The sequence below is a fragment of the Bradyrhizobium sp. USDA 4486 genome, from assembly GCF_054057995.1.
Window position 1 is genome coordinate 2,668,360 of record NZ_JBSRZV010000001.1, and the last position, 16,207, is coordinate 2,684,566.

At 65.3% G+C, this 16,207-nt stretch carries 17 protein-coding genes; 7 read left to right on the top strand and 10 right to left on the bottom strand.

Going from position 1 to position 16,207, the window contains the following annotated elements:
* Positions 1-47 precede the first annotated feature (47 nt).
* Both ACVWY3_RS13180 and rplI read left to right on the top strand, forming a co-directional pair.
* A complete protein-coding gene (locus ACVWY3_RS13180) occupies positions 48-1,016 on the top strand; it encodes a hypothetical protein (protein WP_456838829.1) in 969 nt (322 codons plus the stop codon).
* Between the two features lie 51 nt (positions 1,017-1,067).
* Positions 1,068-1,667 (top strand): 50S ribosomal protein L9, encoded by a 600-nt coding sequence (gene rplI, locus ACVWY3_RS13185; RefSeq protein ID WP_456838830.1) that lies wholly within the window; start codon positions 1,068-1,070, stop codon positions 1,665-1,667.
* Between the two features lie 113 nt (positions 1,668-1,780).
* Here the strand turns inward: rplI and ACVWY3_RS13190 are convergent, their stop codons facing one another.
* From ACVWY3_RS13190 to ACVWY3_RS13200, 3 genes are all read right to left on the bottom strand, one after another.
* Complete coding sequence (locus ACVWY3_RS13190) at positions 1,781-2,248, bottom strand: PaaI family thioesterase (RefSeq protein WP_456838831.1); 468 nt, start codon at positions 2,246-2,248, stop codon at positions 1,781-1,783.
* A gap of 11 nt (positions 2,249-2,259) precedes the next feature.
* On the bottom strand, positions 2,260-2,856 hold the full coding sequence (locus tag ACVWY3_RS13195) for a TetR/AcrR family transcriptional regulator (RefSeq protein WP_456838832.1): 597 nt from the start codon (positions 2,854-2,856) through the stop codon (positions 2,260-2,262).
* A gap of 104 nt (positions 2,857-2,960) precedes the next feature.
* Entirely contained in the window at positions 2,961-3,890 is a 930-nt protein-coding gene (locus ACVWY3_RS13200; protein WP_456838833.1) for a hypothetical protein, read from the bottom strand.
* 279 nt (positions 3,891-4,169) lie between these two features.
* Between ACVWY3_RS13200 and ACVWY3_RS13205 the strand changes: the two genes are divergently transcribed.
* Positions 4,170-5,420, top strand: coding sequence for a class I SAM-dependent methyltransferase (locus ACVWY3_RS13205; RefSeq protein WP_456838834.1), 1,251 nt, complete (start codon positions 4,170-4,172; stop codon positions 5,418-5,420).
* Between the two features lie 3 nt (positions 5,421-5,423).
* On the opposite strand, the gene ACVWY3_RS13210 is transcribed toward ACVWY3_RS13205, so the two are convergent.
* Positions 5,424-5,630 carry a transcriptional regulator gene (locus ACVWY3_RS13210; RefSeq protein WP_456838835.1) on the bottom strand — a complete coding sequence of 69 codons (207 nt, stop codon included), beginning with the start codon at positions 5,628-5,630 and terminating at the stop codon, positions 5,424-5,426.
* Between the two features lie 522 nt (positions 5,631-6,152).
* Here ACVWY3_RS13210 and ACVWY3_RS13215 point away from each other — a divergent pair.
* Together ACVWY3_RS13215 and alr are read left to right on the top strand one after the other, a co-directional pair.
* Positions 6,153-7,658: a replicative DNA helicase gene (locus tag ACVWY3_RS13215; RefSeq protein ID WP_456838836.1), complete on the top strand. Its 1,506-nt coding sequence runs from the start codon at positions 6,153-6,155 to the stop codon at positions 7,656-7,658.
* 64 nt (positions 7,659-7,722) lie between these two features.
* The gene (gene alr / locus ACVWY3_RS13220; protein WP_456838837.1) at positions 7,723-8,982 is read left to right on the top strand and encodes an alanine racemase; all 1,260 of its coding nucleotides are present in this window, start codon (positions 7,723-7,725) and stop codon (positions 8,980-8,982) included.
* A gap of 140 nt (positions 8,983-9,122) precedes the next feature.
* Here the strand turns inward: alr and ACVWY3_RS13225 are convergent, their stop codons facing one another.
* Positions 9,123-9,341, bottom strand: a complete 219-nt coding sequence (locus tag ACVWY3_RS13225; RefSeq protein ID WP_456838838.1) for a cysteine rich repeat-containing protein — start codon at positions 9,339-9,341, stop codon at positions 9,123-9,125.
* A 40-nt stretch (positions 9,342-9,381) separates the two neighbouring features.
* Between ACVWY3_RS13225 and ACVWY3_RS13230 the strand changes: the two genes are divergently transcribed.
* On the top strand, positions 9,382-10,152 hold the full coding sequence (locus tag ACVWY3_RS13230; RefSeq protein WP_456838839.1) for an exodeoxyribonuclease III: 771 nt from the start codon (positions 9,382-9,384) through the stop codon (positions 10,150-10,152).
* Between the two features lie 115 nt (positions 10,153-10,267).
* On the opposite strand, the gene ACVWY3_RS13235 is transcribed toward ACVWY3_RS13230, so the two are convergent.
* From ACVWY3_RS13235 to ACVWY3_RS13245, 3 genes are all read right to left on the bottom strand, one after another.
* Positions 10,268-11,083: a hypothetical protein gene (locus ACVWY3_RS13235; RefSeq protein WP_456838840.1), complete on the bottom strand. Its 816-nt coding sequence runs from the start codon at positions 11,081-11,083 to the stop codon at positions 10,268-10,270.
* Positions 11,084-11,171: 88 nt separating this feature from the next.
* Positions 11,172-11,540, bottom strand: coding sequence for a GFA family protein (locus ACVWY3_RS13240; protein ID WP_456843356.1), 369 nt, complete (start codon positions 11,538-11,540; stop codon positions 11,172-11,174).
* A gap of 74 nt (positions 11,541-11,614) precedes the next feature.
* Positions 11,615-11,932, bottom strand: a complete 318-nt coding sequence (locus tag ACVWY3_RS13245) for a hypothetical protein (RefSeq protein ID WP_456838841.1) — start codon at positions 11,930-11,932, stop codon at positions 11,615-11,617.
* Between the two features lie 188 nt (positions 11,933-12,120).
* Between ACVWY3_RS13245 and ACVWY3_RS13250 the strand changes: the two genes are divergently transcribed.
* Positions 12,121-12,846 carry a sulfite exporter TauE/SafE family protein gene (locus ACVWY3_RS13250; RefSeq protein WP_456838842.1) on the top strand — a complete coding sequence of 242 codons (726 nt, stop codon included), beginning with the start codon at positions 12,121-12,123 and terminating at the stop codon, positions 12,844-12,846.
* Between the two features lie 6 nt (positions 12,847-12,852).
* Here the strand turns inward: ACVWY3_RS13250 and ACVWY3_RS13255 are convergent, their stop codons facing one another.
* On the bottom strand, positions 12,853-14,922 hold the full coding sequence (locus ACVWY3_RS13255) for a putative bifunctional diguanylate cyclase/phosphodiesterase (protein WP_456843357.1): 2,070 nt from the start codon (positions 14,920-14,922) through the stop codon (positions 12,853-12,855).
* Positions 14,922-16,079 (bottom strand): ABC transporter substrate-binding protein, encoded by a 1,158-nt coding sequence (locus tag ACVWY3_RS13260; RefSeq protein ID WP_456838843.1) that lies wholly within the window; start codon positions 16,077-16,079, stop codon positions 14,922-14,924. The genes ACVWY3_RS13255 and ACVWY3_RS13260 overlap by 1 nt, the downstream gene beginning before the upstream one ends.
* Positions 16,080-16,207: the final 128 nt, after the last annotated feature.

Here is a 16,207-nt window from a genome sequence, read left to right on the forward strand (position 1 = left end):
GGTTGGGGCGAGACGCCTCTAACCGCTCGAAGGGAGCGGGACAGCTGATGATGGCCTTTGGACTGATAGCCCTGATCGCCGGCGCTGCGTCGGCCCTGATGTTCGCCTCGATCATGTCGGGCGCGCTGATCTCGCTCGTCCTGGTTTGCCTTGCTCCCCTGCCGCTCATGCTGGCTGCGATCGCCTGGGGCCCGCTCTGCGGCGCGATTGGCGGTCTCGCCGCCATGCTCGTCATCGGCGGTGCGCTCAGCCTGCCCCTGGCCTTGGGTTACGGTCTTGCGATCGCGTTGCCGGCCTGGTGGCTCGGGCATCTCGCCATGCTTGGACGATCGGTCACTGACGGTACGGCGGTCACGGATGCGACCGCCCTCCACGTCGAATGGTATCCGCTTGGGCGTATCCTGCTCTGGATCGCGGCGCTGGCGACGCTTCTCACCGCGGGATCTCTGCTGTCGCTGGGGACTGACGCGTCGGCGATCGGCGATGCGATGCGGCGTGGCTTCGCCAGGATCTTCTCGCTGGTGAGCGACTCGACCGTCCCCGAGAACGACCCCCGCGTCAGCCTGATGGTCGCGGTGACGCCGGTTCTGGTTGCGGCCTCGCAGATGACGACGCTCACCCTCAATCTCTGGCTTGCCGCGAAAGTCGCGGCGGTTTCAGGCAGGCTGCATCGGCCCTCGCCGGACCTCAGCAGCACGAGCTTGCCACCGATGACGCTCGTGGCGCTCTGTGTCGCGCTTGCCTTCAGCTTCTCCGGCGGAATGATCGGCATTCTGGCCATCATCGTCACCACCGTCTTGATGGTGGCCTATGCGCTGATCGGCCTTGCCGTTCTGCACACCATCACACGCGGCCTCGCCAATCGCGGGTTCTGGCTCGCTGCTGCATACGCCATCATCTTCATGTTCAGTGCGAGCCTCGTCCTGCTGACGGCGCTCGGCCTTGCGGACGCGGTGTTCGGCTTCCGCGAGCGTTATCTGCGCAGTCGCCAGCCGCCGCCTTTGCCGACCCCTTAAGTCCAAGCCTGCAACCCACAACTCAAACAGCACTTCAAAAGGAGAACGAATATGGAAGTCATTCTGCTGGAACGCGTCAACAAGCTCGGCCAGATGGGCGAGGTCGTGAAGGTTCGCGACGGCTATGCCCGCAATTTCCTGCTCAAGCGCGGCAAGGCGCTGCGCGCCACCGCCGACAACCGCGCCAAGTACGACGGCATGAAGGCCGAGCTCGAGGCTCGCAACCTCGCCTCGAAGGCCGAGGCGTCCAAGGTCGCCGAGAAGATCGATGGCAAGAACATCATCGTGATCCGTCAGGCATCGGAAGCCGGTCAGCTGTTCGGCTCGGTCACGGTGCGTGACGTCGTCATGGCGTTCGAAGCCGACGGCGTTGCGCTGTCCCGCCCGCAGGTGCAGCTTGATGCGCCGATCAAGACCATCGGCAAGCACTCGATCACCGTCGCCGTCCACCCCGAGGTCGAGGTTGAAGTCACCGTCACGGTTGCGCGCAGCCAGGACGAGGCCGAGCGCATCAACCGCGGCGAGGACATCTCGACCCGCAACGAGGACCGCGACGCGGCGGCCGAGGCAATCGCCGCCGCCGGCGAGTTCTTCGATCCGGAAGCCCAGCACGAGGACGTCGAGCCAGCCCCGGCTGCAGAAGAGAAGTAAGCCGAGAGTACCGTCATTCCGGGCGGTCCACAGGACCGAACCCGGAATCTCGAGATTCCGGGCTCTCGCTTCGCGAGCCCCGGAATGACGAACGCAATCAAAGCCCGGTCGCCTCAGCCGGCCGGGCTTTTCGTTTTGGCGGCGACATCCTCGTTCAGCATTGCGATCGAGGCGAGTGCCGTTGCCGTATGCTTCTCGACACCGTCGCTGACGCAGAACACGTCGGCGGCGACCACCGAGACTTGGCGGCCCGGCTTGATCACTCTCGCTCGGCAGATCAACTTGTCACCGACCGCAGGCGACAACAAATTGAGCTTGTATTCCGCCGTCAGCGCCGGCTGGCCGCGCGAGGTCGCCGCGGCGATGGTCGTGGCGTTGTCGACCAGGAAGGCGGTGACGCCACCATGAAAGAAGCCGTGCTGCTGCAGCAGCTCCGGCCGGCGGGCGACGGCGATCGTGCAGGTGCCGCGCGACAATTCGGACAGCTCGGCGCCGACCAGATTCATAAAACCTTGCCGGCCAACGTTGGCGTGGATGCGCGCGGCGATCGGCTCGAATTCGGGATCTGCTTCGGCTCGCATGAGGCTTCTCCTTAGTCCCGGTTGATGCGCCCGGGCGGCACCAGCGCGCGGATGGCGCAGGCGATCAGCGCATCGGCCTCGCCGCGGGGGTCGATGCGGTCGCGCCCTGAGAGGAACGCGCGGCAAAATATCTGCGCCGGCCCGATGAGCTGGCTGACGAACATCACCGGCGTCATCGGCAGCAGCTCGCCGCTGGCGACCAGCGGCGCGCGCCAGCGCTCGATGCCTTCGGCAAGGCGCGCATTCTGCGCGCGCTGGGCGTCGCGCACGTCCTCGCCCCATTCGCTGCGCGATATTTCGAACAGGTAGCGCGCTTCGCGCCGGCTGGTGACGACCCAGTCGAGATGCGCGCGGATCAGCCGATCGATGCCCTGCCTTGCGTCCGGGGTCGGATCGAGCGCGGCCAGCACCGCGGCGTGATACTGCCTGAGCACCTCCAGAAACAGCGCACCGGCGAGCTCCTTCTTCGAGGCAAAGACATGGAAGAAGCTGCCATTGGATGCGTGCGCCTTGGTGCGGATCGCGGCCACCGTCGCGGCCTCGAAGCCGACGCGGTCGAACACGGCAAGTCCCGCGGCCAACAGATCGTCACGCATGCTCGCGCTCATCACGCCTCCTAGAGTATTACTCTAGAGCGGTACTCTAGTCGCGTCAAGTCGACACCAAAGCCGCGATCGGCGGCCTTCGCAGGTCGATCGAGAAATGTGGGCAATTACCGCGAGATCGGCGGCGCTGGCGGGCCGGAAGATTCCGCCGGCGGCGCCGCGGCGGTCGCGGGCGGCGCCGGCTCCTGCGGCTTGGAGGCAGGTTCAGAGCTCGCGGCGGGCGCCGCCGGCCTCGGAGCCGCCTCTTCCGCCGGCTTGGGCGCGGCCGGTTCAGTGGGCTTCGCAGCCGGCATCACCTGCGGCACCAGATCGGGCCGCAGCGCCGGAGCGTCGTTGCCACGCGGCTCGGCCTTGGCGCTATCAGGCTTTGGCTCGGCGGACTTCTCCGACGCCCTACTGCCCTCGGGCCTGGTTTCAGGCTCGACCTTGGCGCTCTCCGGCTTGGACTCGGCCTTCGGCTCGCTCTTCTTCTCTTCGGTGGTGGGCGCCGTTGCGTCGATCTTTGGTGCTTCCTCGGTCCCGGGCTTGCTGCGACGCTTGCCTTTGCGGCCCTCGGGCATGGCCTGGCCCGCAGGCTTCGCGCCCTCCTCGCTCGGCCGGGCCGCGCGCTTCTGCCGACCCTCGGCAGGCGGAGCGGCGCCCTCGCCCTCCGGCTTGGCCGCTTCCTGGGCGCGCTGGCGGCGGCCCTGATGCTCTGGGGACTGCCCCGGCGCAGTGTTGGCGTCCTTCTCCTTCTTGCCGTCCTTGGCTTGGTAGCGGGTGTCGGTCGCACCGTTGGAGACGAGGTAGGAGGCGAGGATGCCCGCCATATCCGAACTCGTGGTGTAGTGCTGGCGCAGGAAGCCCGGCAGCGAGCCCGGCGCCACGGACTTCAATAGGCCGCGCGGGCTCTTGTGGCATGCATTGCAGGTCTGCGCGAAGATCTGCGACGGACTTTTGCCGGCCTCGAGGTTCGTCGCCTGCGCAAGAACGATATCGGTCGCGCCGAAGCCGATCAGAAGCAATACCGTCGCGAGGCTGAGCGCTCGGCTCGACATTCCTATCATCTCCATTGAAATCCGAGAGGTGCAGCCGGCGTCGGGCGCGGCGGCGGGTCACCTTTTAGCGGATTGAGCCGCGAATGGAAGCAGGGGTACATGCAAGGATGTGGCTAAGCGGTTTTGGAATATCGGCTTTGAACCAGGCGCAATAGTGCATCCGGAACACCCTCCCCACGTTTTACATGCAAACGCATAGGAACCAGAGCGGGACCCGAGCGTCAGATATAGAGGCCGGGTTAGTCGCATCTCTTCGGGTCGCTCGAGAGGAAGGTGTCGATGGACCGATTGTTGCGGACATTCCTGTCTCATTTCATTCGCCGCGGGTCGCTGACGGTGACCAGCGCAAGCGGATCGAAGTTCACCTTCGGCGACGGCTCGGGCGAGCCGGTCGCGGTGCGGTTCGTCACGGCCGACGCCGAACGGAAGATCCTCATCAATCCCGAGCTCGGGCTTGGCGAGGCCTATATGGACGGCGACTTCGTCGTCGAGCGCGGCACCATAGCTGATGCGCTCGCGATCCTCCTCGATCAACCCGACGTATTGCCGCAGTGGGCCAAACCCTGGTGGCACCTGCGCTATCTGACGCGACACCTGAAGCAGTTCAATCCGCGTTCGCGCGCCCGCAGCAACGTCGCACATCATTATGATCTCGACGCGCGGCTCTATTCACTCTTTCTCGATGCCGACAAGCAATATAGCTGCGCGTATTTCGAGACACCGGAGGCCACGCTCGACGATGCGCAGCTCGCCAAGAAGCGGCACATTGCCGCAAAGCTGCGTGTCGGCAGCGGCCAGCGCGTCCTCGACATCGGCTCCGGCTGGGGCGGTCTCGGGCTCTACCTCGCCGAGATCGCCGGCGCCGACGTCACCGGCGTCACGCTGTCGACCGAACAGTTGCAGATTGCCAATACGCGCGCAGCCGAGAGGGGCCTGAGCAGATCGGCGCGCTTCCTGCTTCAGGACTACCGCGACGTCGAGGGGCCATTCGACCGCATCGTCTCGGTCGGCATGTTCGAGCATGTTGGGGCAAGGTTCTACGACACCTATTTCCAGCGCTGCGCCGAGCTTCTGAGCGAGGACGGCATCATGCTGCTGCACTCGATCGGGCGGTCACAGGGGCCGGACTCGACCAATCCCTGGATCGCCAAATACATCTTCCCCGGCGGCTACATCCCCGCCCTGTCGGAGGTGCTGCCGGCGATCGAGCGCGCTGGTCTGCTTGTCTGCGATATCGAGATCCTGCGCCTGCATTATGCCGAAACGCTGAAGGCTTGGCGGGAGCGCTTCATGGCGCGGCGCGAGGAGGCGGTGCAGCTCTACGACGAGCGCTTCGCGCTGATGTGGGAGTTTTACCTCGCGGCCTGCGAGATGACGTTCCGCAAGCAGGCGATGATGAACTTCCAGATCCAGCTCACGAAGCGTCAGGGCGTGGTGCCGATGACCCGGGACTACATCGCGCGCGAGGAAGCCCGCCTGCGGGCGGTTGAAGGCGGCGCCAAGCCAAGGCTGAAACTCGCTGGTGAATGAGTTTTAGTGACGCACGGTCGAAAACGCAGAGGACCTGAATGAGGCCGTTAACGCCAGTTGCGCCCGCAGTTCCGCGATGATCTCGGGTGCGACCGGCTGGCGCCGGATCTCAGGGCGTTCGGCGTACTGCATGGCGGCGATCAGGCCCGACAGCCAGAGCCGGCTGCCGGCCTCGCTTCGCCACTGATGGTGCTGCCGTTCTGGCCGCATCGCTTGCCTCTCTCTGATGGCAGGTCGGGGACAACCCCCTGCGCACCTGCCTGTTCCGGCTCTGCCCCGAAAGAATCCGGGGAGATGTGAACTGCTTCACATAAGTCTGGTCGGGTCCGGCCTAGACCGTCACCATGAGCAAAGAGACCCGAACCTCATTTGACGTGCAGGACGACCTCCGCACCGATTACGCCCTGATCGCCACCGGCGTTGCAGCGGCCCTGGCTGCGCTGGTGTACCTCCTGCTGGTCTGAACCCGAGCCGAACGCGGCCAGCGCGGGTCGTTTCGCGCGCCTACCGATAGGTCTGCGCGCCAATCCACAAGGTTCATGGGATTTTTCCACGGCGCGGCTTCCGGGCCCTCCTGCAAAAATCCGTCAAGCGCGCTGCATGCTGCGGCTGCTAATCATCCACCATTTTAACTGAGCGGTTGATAGCGACGAGCTTTCGCTTCCGCTTTGGGCCGCGGCGGCGCTTTATCCCGGCCCCGCATCTGCCCAAGAAAATTGCTATCGCTCGACCATGGCCCTGACTGATTCGAACGTCCTGAAACTTGCGCCCGAGCCCGGAACTCCGGCCTATCGGAGCGCCCCGCACAATATCGAGGCGGAACAGAGCCTTCTGGGCGCGATCCTGGTCAACAACGATGCATTCTACCGCGTCTCCGACTTCCTGGAGGCGAAGCACTTCTTCGAGCCGCTACACCAGACCATCTTCGAGACCGCCGGCAGTCTGATCCGCATGGGCAAAATTGCCACCCCGGTGACGCTGAAGACGTTCCTGCCGGCCGATACTGACGTCGGCGGCATGACCATCGGGCAATATCTGGCGCGGCTCGCGGCGGAAGCCACTACCATCATCAACGCCCAGGACTATGGCCGCACCATCTACGACCTGTCGCTCAGGCGCGACCTGATCGGCATCGGCGAGGACATGGTCAATGTCGCCTATGATGCGCCGGTCGACTTCGCACCGCGGGCGCAGATCGAGGATGCCGAGCGCCGCCTCTACGAGCTCGCCGAGTCCGGCCGCTATGACGGCGGCTTCCAGAAATTCTCGCAGGCGCTGACGGTCGCGGTCGATCTCGCGGCAAAGGCATTCCAGCGCGACGGCAAGCTGTCGGGCATCTCGACGGGCCTGCGCGACCTCGACACCAAGATGGGCGGCCTGCAGCACTCCGACCTCATCATCGTCGCGGGGCGTCCCGGCATGGGCAAGACCTCGCTGGCGACCAATATCGCCTACAATGTCGCCCAGGCCTATGTCGGCGAGCTCCAGGCGGACGGCACGATGAAGGCCGTCAATGGCGGCGTGATCGGCTTCTTCTCCTGCGAAATGTCGGCCGACCAGCTTGCCACGCGTATCGTGGCCGAGCGCACCGGCATTCCCTCCTCCCACATCCGCCGCGGCGGCATTTCGGAGGCCGATTTCGAGAAGATCCGCCAGGTCTCGATCGAGCTGCAATCGCTACCATTCTATGTCGACGCGACCGGCGGTCTGTCGATCGCGCAGCTGATGGCGCGGGCGCGCCGGCTCAAGCGCCAGAAGGGCCTTGATCTGCTCGTGATCGACTACATCCAGCTCTTGTCCGGCTCGGGCAAGCGCGCCAGCGATAGCCGCGTGCAGGAAATCACGGAGATCACGACCAGCCTGAAGGCGCTGGCCAAGGAGCTCAACGTTCCCGTGATCGCGCTGTCGCAGCTCTCGCGCCAGGTGGAATCGCGCGACGACAAGCGGCCGCAGCTCTCGGACCTGCGTGAATCCGGCTCGATCGAGCAGGACGCCGACGTCGTGCTGTTCGTGTTCCGCGAGGAATATTACCTCGCCATGAAGGAGCCGCGTCCGGGCACCGAGGAACACGCCAAATGGCAGGCCGACATGGAGCGCACGGTCGGCCGGGCCGAAGTCATCATCGGCAAGCAGCGCCACGGCCCGACCGGCACGGTCGAGCTGCACTTCGATTCATCGGTCACGCGGTTCGGCGACCTCGCGCATGACGGCCAGCTGCCCGATCGCAGCGACTACTGAGTTTCTTGAACCGGACCCGTCTCTTGCGTAAAACGGCGCCATGATGGTGGCGCCCGACCCGAAAATGATCCCGCAATCCGGCCTTCTCTCCGCGGAGGCCAATCAGGCTGCCGCGCTCGCTGCCTATGGCGGCGTGCTCACCGTCGATCTTGACGCGATCATCGCCAATTGGCGCAAGCTCGAGAAGACGGCGGTGCCGGCCGAATGCTCAGCGGTGATCAAGGCTGACGCCTATGGCTGCGGCGCCGAGCAGGTCGCGCGCGCCCTCGGCAAGGCCGGCTGCAAGACCTTCTTCGTCGCCACCATCGAGGAAGCGCGCAAGGTGCGGGAAGCCGTGCCGGAGGCCGCGCTCTACGTGCTCGGCGGCTACTTCCAGAACACTGGCGAGCATTACGCCAAGATCAACTGCCGACCTGTCATCGGCGATCTCAACGAGCTCGCCGAATGGGACGTGTTCTGCCGCCGCACCGGCTGGAGCGGCGGTGCCGCAATCCACATCGACACCGGCATGAACAGGCTGGGACTGACGCTCTCGGAAGCGCAGGCCATCATCCCCCGCATCAATGCCGGCGATCACGGCATCACCCTGGTGATGAGCCATCTGGTCTCGGCCGAGCAGCTCAACAGCCCGGTGAATGCAAGACAGCTTGCGGCCTTCCGCAGCATCGCCAGCGAATTCTCCGGCGTGCCGGCGGCCCTCGCAAATTCCTCCGGCATCTTCCTCGGCGCGCCCTTCCAGTTCGACATGGTGCGGCCGGGCGCGGCGCTCTACGGCGTCAACCCGACGCCGGAGGCCGACAATCCGATGCAGCCGGTCGTGGACCTCAAGGCGCGCATCGTGCAGGTCCGCAATGTCGAGCGCGGCGAGACCGTCGGCTATGGCGGCACCTGGACCGCGCGACGGCCGACGAAGCTGGCGATCGTCGCGGTCGGCTATGCCGACGGCTATTTCCGCGCCGCCAGCTCCAATGACGGCACCCGCGGCGCCGAGGTCATCGTGGCGGGCAAGCGCTGCCCGGTCGCGGGCCGCATCTCCATGGATCTGATCGCGATCGACATCACCGATCTGCCGTCAAACGTGGCGCGGCGCGGCCACATGGTGACGCTGCTCGGCGAAGGCATCACCGTCGACGAGCTCGCGCACCATTTCGGCACGATCGGCTATGAGGTGCTGACCAGCCTCGGCCGCCGCTATGCCCGCGTCTACAAGGGCGGCAATGTGGTGGAGCCGCTGGCAAAGCCGGAGCCCACGCAATCGGCCGAGCAGCCGCCCTCGCCGCCGCCGATCGAGCAGCCGACAAGCCCGCCGCCGCTGCCGACTTAACTAACGCGCTCTCGTGCCCTGGACGCAGCGCAGTGCGCCGCGCTGCGGCGTAGTGCGCTGCAGAGCCGGCGCCCATCTCTCAGAGTGCCGTGTCGGTTTCCGGGTCCCGGCTCGCGCTGCGCGCGGCCGGGACACGAAGGTTACTTCTTCCGGCTGTCGAGCGCCGTCTTGCAGGTGGCGCTGAGCTGATCGCGCTTGGCCTCGAGGCAGGCGATCACCTTGCCACCGCCCGGCGCGATGCCGGCGCAGAATTTGTCATAGTCCGCCTTGCACGCACCGCGCGGATCGGACGATTGTGCCGAAGCGACACCGGAGAATGCGACGGCGACGACGATGGCGGCAAAGCTCAACTTGGACATTGTATCTCCGGTGACGGAAGGCAGGAGCCGATAGCTCTACATGAAGATTGCGACATTCAACATCAACAACATCAACCGCCGCCTGCCCAATCTGCTGGCCTGGATGCGCGCAGCGAAGCCCGATGTCGTCGCACTTCAGGAATTGAAGGCAAGTGATGGCGAATTTCCGGCGGCCGCGATCGAAAAGGCCGGCTACGGCGCAGTGTGGTGTGGACAGAAGACCTGGAACGGCGTCGCCATCCTCGCCCGCGACGCCGAGCCTGTGCTGACGCGCGACCGTCTGCCGGGAAAGGCGGAGGATCAGGAGGCCCGCTATATCGAGGCTGCCGTGCGCGGCCTCATCGTCACCAGCATTTACTTGCCCAACGGCAATCCACAGCCGGGACCGAAATTCGACTACAAGCTCGACTGGTTCGCACGGCTCAAGCGCCACGCCAAAAGCTTCATCAAGCAGGATCTGCCCGTGGTGCTCGCCGGCGACTACAATGTCGCGCCGACCGAGATCGACATCTATCCGACGCGTTCGTGGGACAAGGATGCCCTGATCCAGCCGAAGAGCCGCGCCGCGTTCGCCTCGCTCGTCGCGCAGGGCTGGTGCGATGCGATCCGCGAGCTGCATCCGGAGAAACGCATCTACACGTTCTGGGATTACAAGCGAAACCGCTGGCCGCGCGATGCGGGCCTGCGGCTTGATCATCTGCTGCTCAGCCCTGCCCTGGCTTCACGCCTGGCCAAGGCCGGTGTCGACAAGAAGGTGCGCGGCGAGGATGGCGCGAGCGATCATGCGCCGGCGTGGGTGGTGCTGAAGTGAGCGAGGTGTGGTAGGGTGGGCAACGGCGCACTTGCGCCGTGCCCACCATCTCGTATCGGTAAAAACTGTTGGTGGGCACGCTTCGCTTTGCCACCCTACCAATGAGTCCGGCGGGTTACCGCCCGTAATAGTCCTGCACCGTGTCCCATGCCGCCTTTTGCAGCAGCTGGGTCGTCTCAGCATCGAGCCCCATCGTGTAGGAATTGCCGACCGGCGAGCGCCCCGTCAACGCAGCCAGCGTGACGCAGGTTGCCAGATGCGTGCCAGCAGGACTCGGGTGCCGCTTGTCCGGCGCATACAGATTGAGCTCGGGCTGGAGCTTGCGGACGCGCGCGAAGGCAAGACCTGCGGGAATGACCAGCGCATCGTTGGCATTGCCCGCGATTGTATAGGCCTCGGCCAGCGCCTCGGTCATCTCAGGCTTGTCGGCGTAGGCCCAGGACATGAAAAGCACCGGCCGCATGCCATGGGCGCGGACGATCTCGCTGTCCTTCCTCGCGAAGGTCGTGAACGCGTCCTTGAGCTGCGGATGGATCGGGCACTGGCTGCAATCCATCATCACCACGGTGTCGTACTGCTTGCCCGGCTTGTTGAAGATGACGTTGTTCTGCTCGTCGAAGGAATACCCACCGAGACCGCCCGGCCGCAGCAGATTGTCCATATCGTGCCAGTCGAGGCCGGAGCCGCCGATCGTCGCCATGGTGTTGCGATAGACCGCCTTGTTCTCGGCATCGGCTGCCCGCTCCATGAAGGTGAGATGCCCGGGCATGCCGTTGTTGTAGTAGAAGAAGCTGTTGCCGACGAACAGCGCGGCCTTGGGGAAGTCCGGTCCGAGCGAAGTGACCTTCGGCTTGATCTGCGCCTGCGCATCGATGCCGACGGCACCGGCCAGACACATTGCGAGCATCACTCGCGCAAAAAGACGCTTCATGGCTTCCTCCCTCTGCCTCGGGCCGGAACCAAATCAGCTTTTCAACAGGGCCTCAAGAGCATGGCGTGCAGCACACATGCCTCCCCGTTCACCACAAATTCTTGCCGTCGATCATGTTCACCGGCACGGCGTCGAGGTCGAAATCGTCGAACAGGCGCGCATTCACTGCGACCTTGGGATTGTCGAAATCCGGCTTGCCGTTCGACCAGTCCGGTGACTCCGAATAGGTGCCGCAGCCGCAAGCCGCGCAGAAATGATGTTTGACCGTGCGGCTGCCCCAGAGATAGGTCGCGACATTGTCCGGCGGTGACAACAGGCGAAACTGCGCCGGCGTGTAATAGGCCCACAGCGCGCCGCGCTTGGAGCAGAGCGAACAGGTGCAGCGGGTGACGCTCAAGGGCGCCTCCGTCACCTCGAACACCGTCTCACCGCAATGACAGCTCGCCTCGATCGGCATGATCCGCCCCCGTTTTGTCAGGAGATGGTCGTAACCCGCCCCTGCTGCCAACATGCTGTCAGCAGCGCGATGCGTCAGGGAGCTTCGTTCGCGGACAGCCGCTTGGCGTTCGCGGCCACATGCTCACGGTAGCGCTGGACGATGGCGGCCGGCGTTGCGCCGGCAAGCAGGTTCACGGTCGCCTCGAAGGCGGCAGCGATCTTCTCGCTCACCATCAGCATGGCTTCTTGACCAGCGGCCTCGTCACCATGGCTGAGCTTCTCGGAGCGCAGCCGCACCACCTCGCTCGCCTCAAACGCGAGCATCGCGCCGGCATACCAGGGAAAGCCGTTGTCGGATCCGCCGAGTACCGCATGGCGGTCGAGCGCAGAAAAGGAACGGGGATCGGGCATCGCGGACCTCAAATTCTTTGAGCGAACGCTCCGATCAATACAGATCAAATTCTAAGGATCAGGCCGGGGAACCCGTCGGATTGGCGGCTGGCCGGGCACCAGCGATTAACCACTGGACTGACCAGACACGGCATTCGCCCTGCCCACCTCCTCCGGCTACACTCTCCCGATTCCGGGAGCCACCGCCCTTGGCCTTTCTTTTCGTGCTCACCGTCGGCCTGATCGCCGGCACCATCTCAGGCATCGTCGGCACGGGGTCGTCGATCATGCTGATGCCGGTGCTGGTCTATGCCTACGGACCGAAGGAGGCCGTGCCCATCATGGCAGTTGCCTCCGTGATGGCGAATTTTTCGCGGATCCTGGCCTGGTGGCGCGAGGTCGACTGGCGGGCCTGCGCGGCCTATTCGGTGACGGGCATTCCGGCAGGGGCGCTCGGCGCGCGCACGCTGCTGGCGCTGCCCTCGCACGCCGTGGATCTCGCCATCGGCAGTTTCCTAATTGCGATGGTGCCGGTGCGGCACGCCCTGGCGCGGCATGACCTCAAGGCCAATCTCTGGCATCTCGCCATCGGCGGGGCGATCATCGGCTATCTCACCGGCATCGTGGTCTCGACCGGCCCGCTCAGCGTGCCGCTGTTCCTGTTCTACGGCCTGTCCAAGGGCGCCTTCCTCGCCACCGAAGCGGCCTCCTCGCTCGGCCTTTACTTCGCGAAGTCCGTGACATTCGAACGGTTCGGCGCACTCACCGGTGACGTCTTCATCAAGGGCCTGATTGCCGGCGCCTCGTTGATGTCAGGCGCCTTCATCGCCAAACGGTTCGTGCTGCACCTGAAGCCCGAGATGTTCCGCCTTCTGATGGACGCGATCATGATCGCGGCCGGACTCTCGATGCTCTGGAACGCGGCCCAGTCGTAAGCAGCCTCAGGCGGCAAATTCCGGCGCGATCGACGGGCTCTCCGCAATGACACGCTTCTCGGCCACGGCCTGTCCCTCGAGCCATTGCAGCACGCCCTCGAGCGGCTGGGGCCGGTGATAGAGATAGCCCTGCACCAGCGTGACGCTGATCTCGCGCATCGCGCGCGCCTGCTCGGCCCGCTCGATGCCTTCGGCGACGAGCGTCAGCCCCAGCGTACCGGCAAGCGATGCGATGACGCCGACGATCGCCTTGTCTTCCGCGCTATCAGGAATCTCGCTGATGAACGCCTTGTCGATCTTGACCTTGTCCAGCGGGAAACGCCTGAGATGCGCGAGCGAAGAGTAGCCGGTACCGAAATCGTCCAGCGCAACCGTGGCACCGAGGCGCCGCAACCGGTGCAGCGTCTCGGAGGCGCTGGCGATGTTGTTGATCAGCGAGCCCTCCGTGATCTCGAGCTCCAGCGATGATGGCGCGACATCGAAGCGCGCGCAGGTCGCGCGCAGTTCGGCGGCGAGCGAATGGTCGGCGAGCTCGGACGGCGGCAGGTTGATCGCGATCCTGATCTGCGGCCTGCCAGCGGCGGCCAGAAGCTGCAACGCCCGGCAGGCATCGGTCAGCACATAGCGCGTCAGCCGCGCATTGTTGCCGCTGCGCTCGATCAGCGGCAGGAACTCGCCGGGGCCGATCACGCCATGTTCAGGGTGGCGCCAGCGGATGAGCGCCTCGAGCCCTACGACGGCCTGGCTCTCGAGGTCGACCTGGCTTTGATACCAGACCTCGAACTGTCCCTCGGCGAAGCCTGCGGGAATGGCGAGTTCGAGATCCCTGCGGCGGCGATAGTCGCGTTGAAGCGCCTCGTCCAGCACGGCGACGGTGCCGGGCGCCTTGCTCTTGGCGTGGTAGAGCGCGATGTCGGCAAGCGCCGGCAAATGCGACAATTCGGGATCGCCGGCGCGGCGCACGGCGAGGCCTATGCTGGCGCGCGGCACCACCTGCTTGTCGTGCAGCCGGATCGGTTCGGAGATCGCGTCCAGCAGCTGGCGCGCAAACGCCTGCGCGCTCGCCTGGTTGCTGACCTCGGGGCGGATCACGACGAACTCGTCGCCGCCGAGCCGGGCCACCCAATCTTGCGGCTCGACCGCAGCACGAAGACGCTCGGAGATGTGGACCAGGAACTTGTCGCCGGCATGGTGACCGAAGGTGTCGTTGATGCCCTTGAAGTCGTCGAGATCGATGAAGCAGAACGCGATCAGCGAGTCCGGCGAGCCGGCATCGTTGCTCAGCGTCACCAAGTGCTCGGACAGGGAGCGGCGATTGGGCAGACCAGTCAGCGGATCGTGCGCGGCCATGTGGCTGAGCCGGTCCAGCGCACCCGCCGTCGTGTGCTGCATGGCGTTGAAGGCGTGGGCGAGCTGGCCGAATTCATTGGAGGATTTGACCTCCGCCGGATAGGCGCGGCCGTCCTGCTTGCTGCGCTGGATCGCCGCCATCATCGCCGCCAAGGGCTTGCCGATGAAGATATTGGCGGAGATCCGCATCGCGATCAGGGTGGCGAGCGTTGCGAGCAGGCCGACGACCAGCAGCAGCACCAGCCGGCTGCCCGCGTCCGCATACAGTGCCGCATGGGAATAGGCGATCGCGATACGGCCGGCCTGAACCGACATGTTGCCGTTGCTGTACTTGATCGGACGCGAGACCTCCGCAACCCCCTGCTCCGAGGGACGCGCCACCACGCGGGCAATCGCAACGCCGGTGTCGTCATAGACGGCCGCCGCCGCGATGGTCTCGTCGTGCATGATCTCGTTGAGCACGCCCGTGACCTGGTCGTAACGCATCTTCCAAAGCGGCTCGGCGATCAGCTCGGCCCTGCTCTCGGCGACGCGGGCGATGCGGGCGTCGAGCTGCCGGATCTGCGACCAGAAGCTCGAGGCTTCGACGCCGGCAGAGGCGAGCAATTGCACCAGCAGCAGAACGGGCACGGTGGCCCAGATCATCGCGCGGACAACCGAGCGCAGCCGCGGCGGCACGGCCTGCGCGCTGCGGTCCGGATCGGTCATGTCGTCCCCGTTTTGCATCAATCGGCGGTGCCTTCCAGCGGCGCCAGCGACGAGATCAACGCGTCGATCGAGAAATCGTACTCCCCACATCGTCCCGGCTTCGCCCTGAACCGCGCAAAGTCGATGCGGTCGAAGCCGCGCACCCTGATGAGGTCGCCGACCGAGGCTAGATTGTCGCGCGTGATCGCGGATGTCTTGACCTCGACGCGCGGCGATGCGGCCGCGAAATCGCAGCCGTCAGCGTAGTCCCGCAGGAGAACGATCGACCAGCCGCCGAGCAGAAAATGCCCTCCGTCGCTCAGGAGCAGACGGCCTGCCTTGATCTCGCGCAGCGCATCGTCGGACCAGTTGAGGCCGACCACCTGGATGTTCCGGCCCGGCGTGAGACCGGCGGCGATCACCGCGCGCAGCGCGCCGAGCGCCATCGGATCGTTTCCGGCCCAGATGCCGGCCGGCCTGATCTCCTTGCGCGAGGCCCAGCCCAGATAATTCGCGGTGACCTGCTCGGCCTCGGACTGCGTCCAGTTGGCGAACAGCATCCGGTCCACCACGACGTCGGGCGCGGCCTCCACGGCGAGCTTGAGGCCGGCATTGCGGGCGATCGAGGACGGGGTGGTCTCGTCACCGCCGATGCCGAGAATGTGGATCTTGCCGTCGGCGCTCTGCCATTTCTCGGTGCGCGCGGTAGCGATCAGGGCGTTCGCCATCCGCGCTCCCGCGGTCTGAAGATCGGTCGTGATGTCGCCGAGCCAGGTCTTGAGCTTCTGCCGCGGCGGGCCAAGGCGGGCCGCGTCATCGCCGATCAGCGTGTTCGAGAGCAAAAGCGTTCTGACGCCGGCGGCCTCGGCCGCCTCCAGGATCGGAACGGCGGCGGATTCCTCGTTCGAGAGGATGAGGAAATCGGGCTTGTCGGCGCGCGCGACCACGCCGAATCCCAGCTCCTGCATGGTGCGGTAATTGCGCTCGCTGCTCAGCACCTCGATATGTGCGTCGAGCTTGCGGCCGGCGGCCTGCATGGTCTGCGCGACCATGTCCCAGTAGACTTCGCCGGTCTTGCCGGGGTTGACGAAAACGATGTTGAGACGCCTGGCGTCCGCCGCGACAGCGCCGCCAGGCGGCATCAGAACGCCGCAGGCCATGCCCATCGCGAGCAATATGCGCAAGACCACCGTCATTTGTTTGTTTCGCCACCCCGTCTTTGGATCCGAAACTGCGCCTGCGTCCGCTAACATTTGGCAAAGTTCGCTCTGGTGCCGCGGCTCAGAACTAACAAAGGGTGTATCGGGCGCATTGAATTGCGATA

Coding starts and splice junctions, on each gene's coding strand:
- rplI (WP_456838830.1), top strand. CDS start 1,068: ATGGAAGTCATTCTGCTGGAACGCGTCAACAAGCTCGGCCAGATGGGC.
- ACVWY3_RS13205 (WP_456838834.1), top strand. CDS start 4,170: ATGGACCGATTGTTGCGGACATTCCTGTCTCATTTCATTCGCCGCGGG.
- ACVWY3_RS13200 (WP_456838833.1), bottom strand. CDS start 3,890: ATGTCGAGCCGAGCGCTCAGCCTCGCGACGGTATTGCTTCTGATCGGC.
- ACVWY3_RS13225 (WP_456838838.1), bottom strand. CDS start 9,341: ATGTCCAAGTTGAGCTTTGCCGCCATCGTCGTCGCCGTCGCATTCTCC.
- ACVWY3_RS13210 (WP_456838835.1), bottom strand. CDS start 5,630: ATGCGGCCAGAACGGCAGCACCATCAGTGGCGAAGCGAGGCCGGCAGC.
- ACVWY3_RS13195 (WP_456838832.1), bottom strand. CDS start 2,856: ATGAGCGCGAGCATGCGTGACGATCTGTTGGCCGCGGGACTTGCCGTG.
- ACVWY3_RS13230 (WP_456838839.1), top strand. CDS start 9,382: ATGAAGATTGCGACATTCAACATCAACAACATCAACCGCCGCCTGCCC.
- ACVWY3_RS13235 (WP_456838840.1), bottom strand. CDS start 11,083: ATGAAGCGTCTTTTTGCGCGAGTGATGCTCGCAATGTGTCTGGCCGGT.
- ACVWY3_RS13255 (WP_456843357.1), bottom strand. CDS start 14,922: ATGCAAAACGGGGACGACATGACCGATCCGGACCGCAGCGCGCAGGCC.
- ACVWY3_RS13190 (WP_456838831.1), bottom strand. CDS start 2,248: ATGCGAGCCGAAGCAGATCCCGAATTCGAGCCGATCGCCGCGCGCATC.
- ACVWY3_RS13260 (WP_456838843.1), bottom strand. CDS start 16,079: ATGACGGTGGTCTTGCGCATATTGCTCGCGATGGGCATGGCCTGCGGC.
- ACVWY3_RS13180 (WP_456838829.1), top strand. CDS start 48: ATGATGGCCTTTGGACTGATAGCCCTGATCGCCGGCGCTGCGTCGGCC.
- ACVWY3_RS13215 (WP_456838836.1), top strand. CDS start 6,153: ATGGCCCTGACTGATTCGAACGTCCTGAAACTTGCGCCCGAGCCCGGA.
- alr (WP_456838837.1), top strand. CDS start 7,723: ATGATCCCGCAATCCGGCCTTCTCTCCGCGGAGGCCAATCAGGCTGCC.
- ACVWY3_RS13240 (WP_456843356.1), bottom strand. CDS start 11,540: ATGCCGATCGAGGCGAGCTGTCATTGCGGTGAGACGGTGTTCGAGGTG.
- ACVWY3_RS13245 (WP_456838841.1), bottom strand. CDS start 11,932: ATGCCCGATCCCCGTTCCTTTTCTGCGCTCGACCGCCATGCGGTACTC.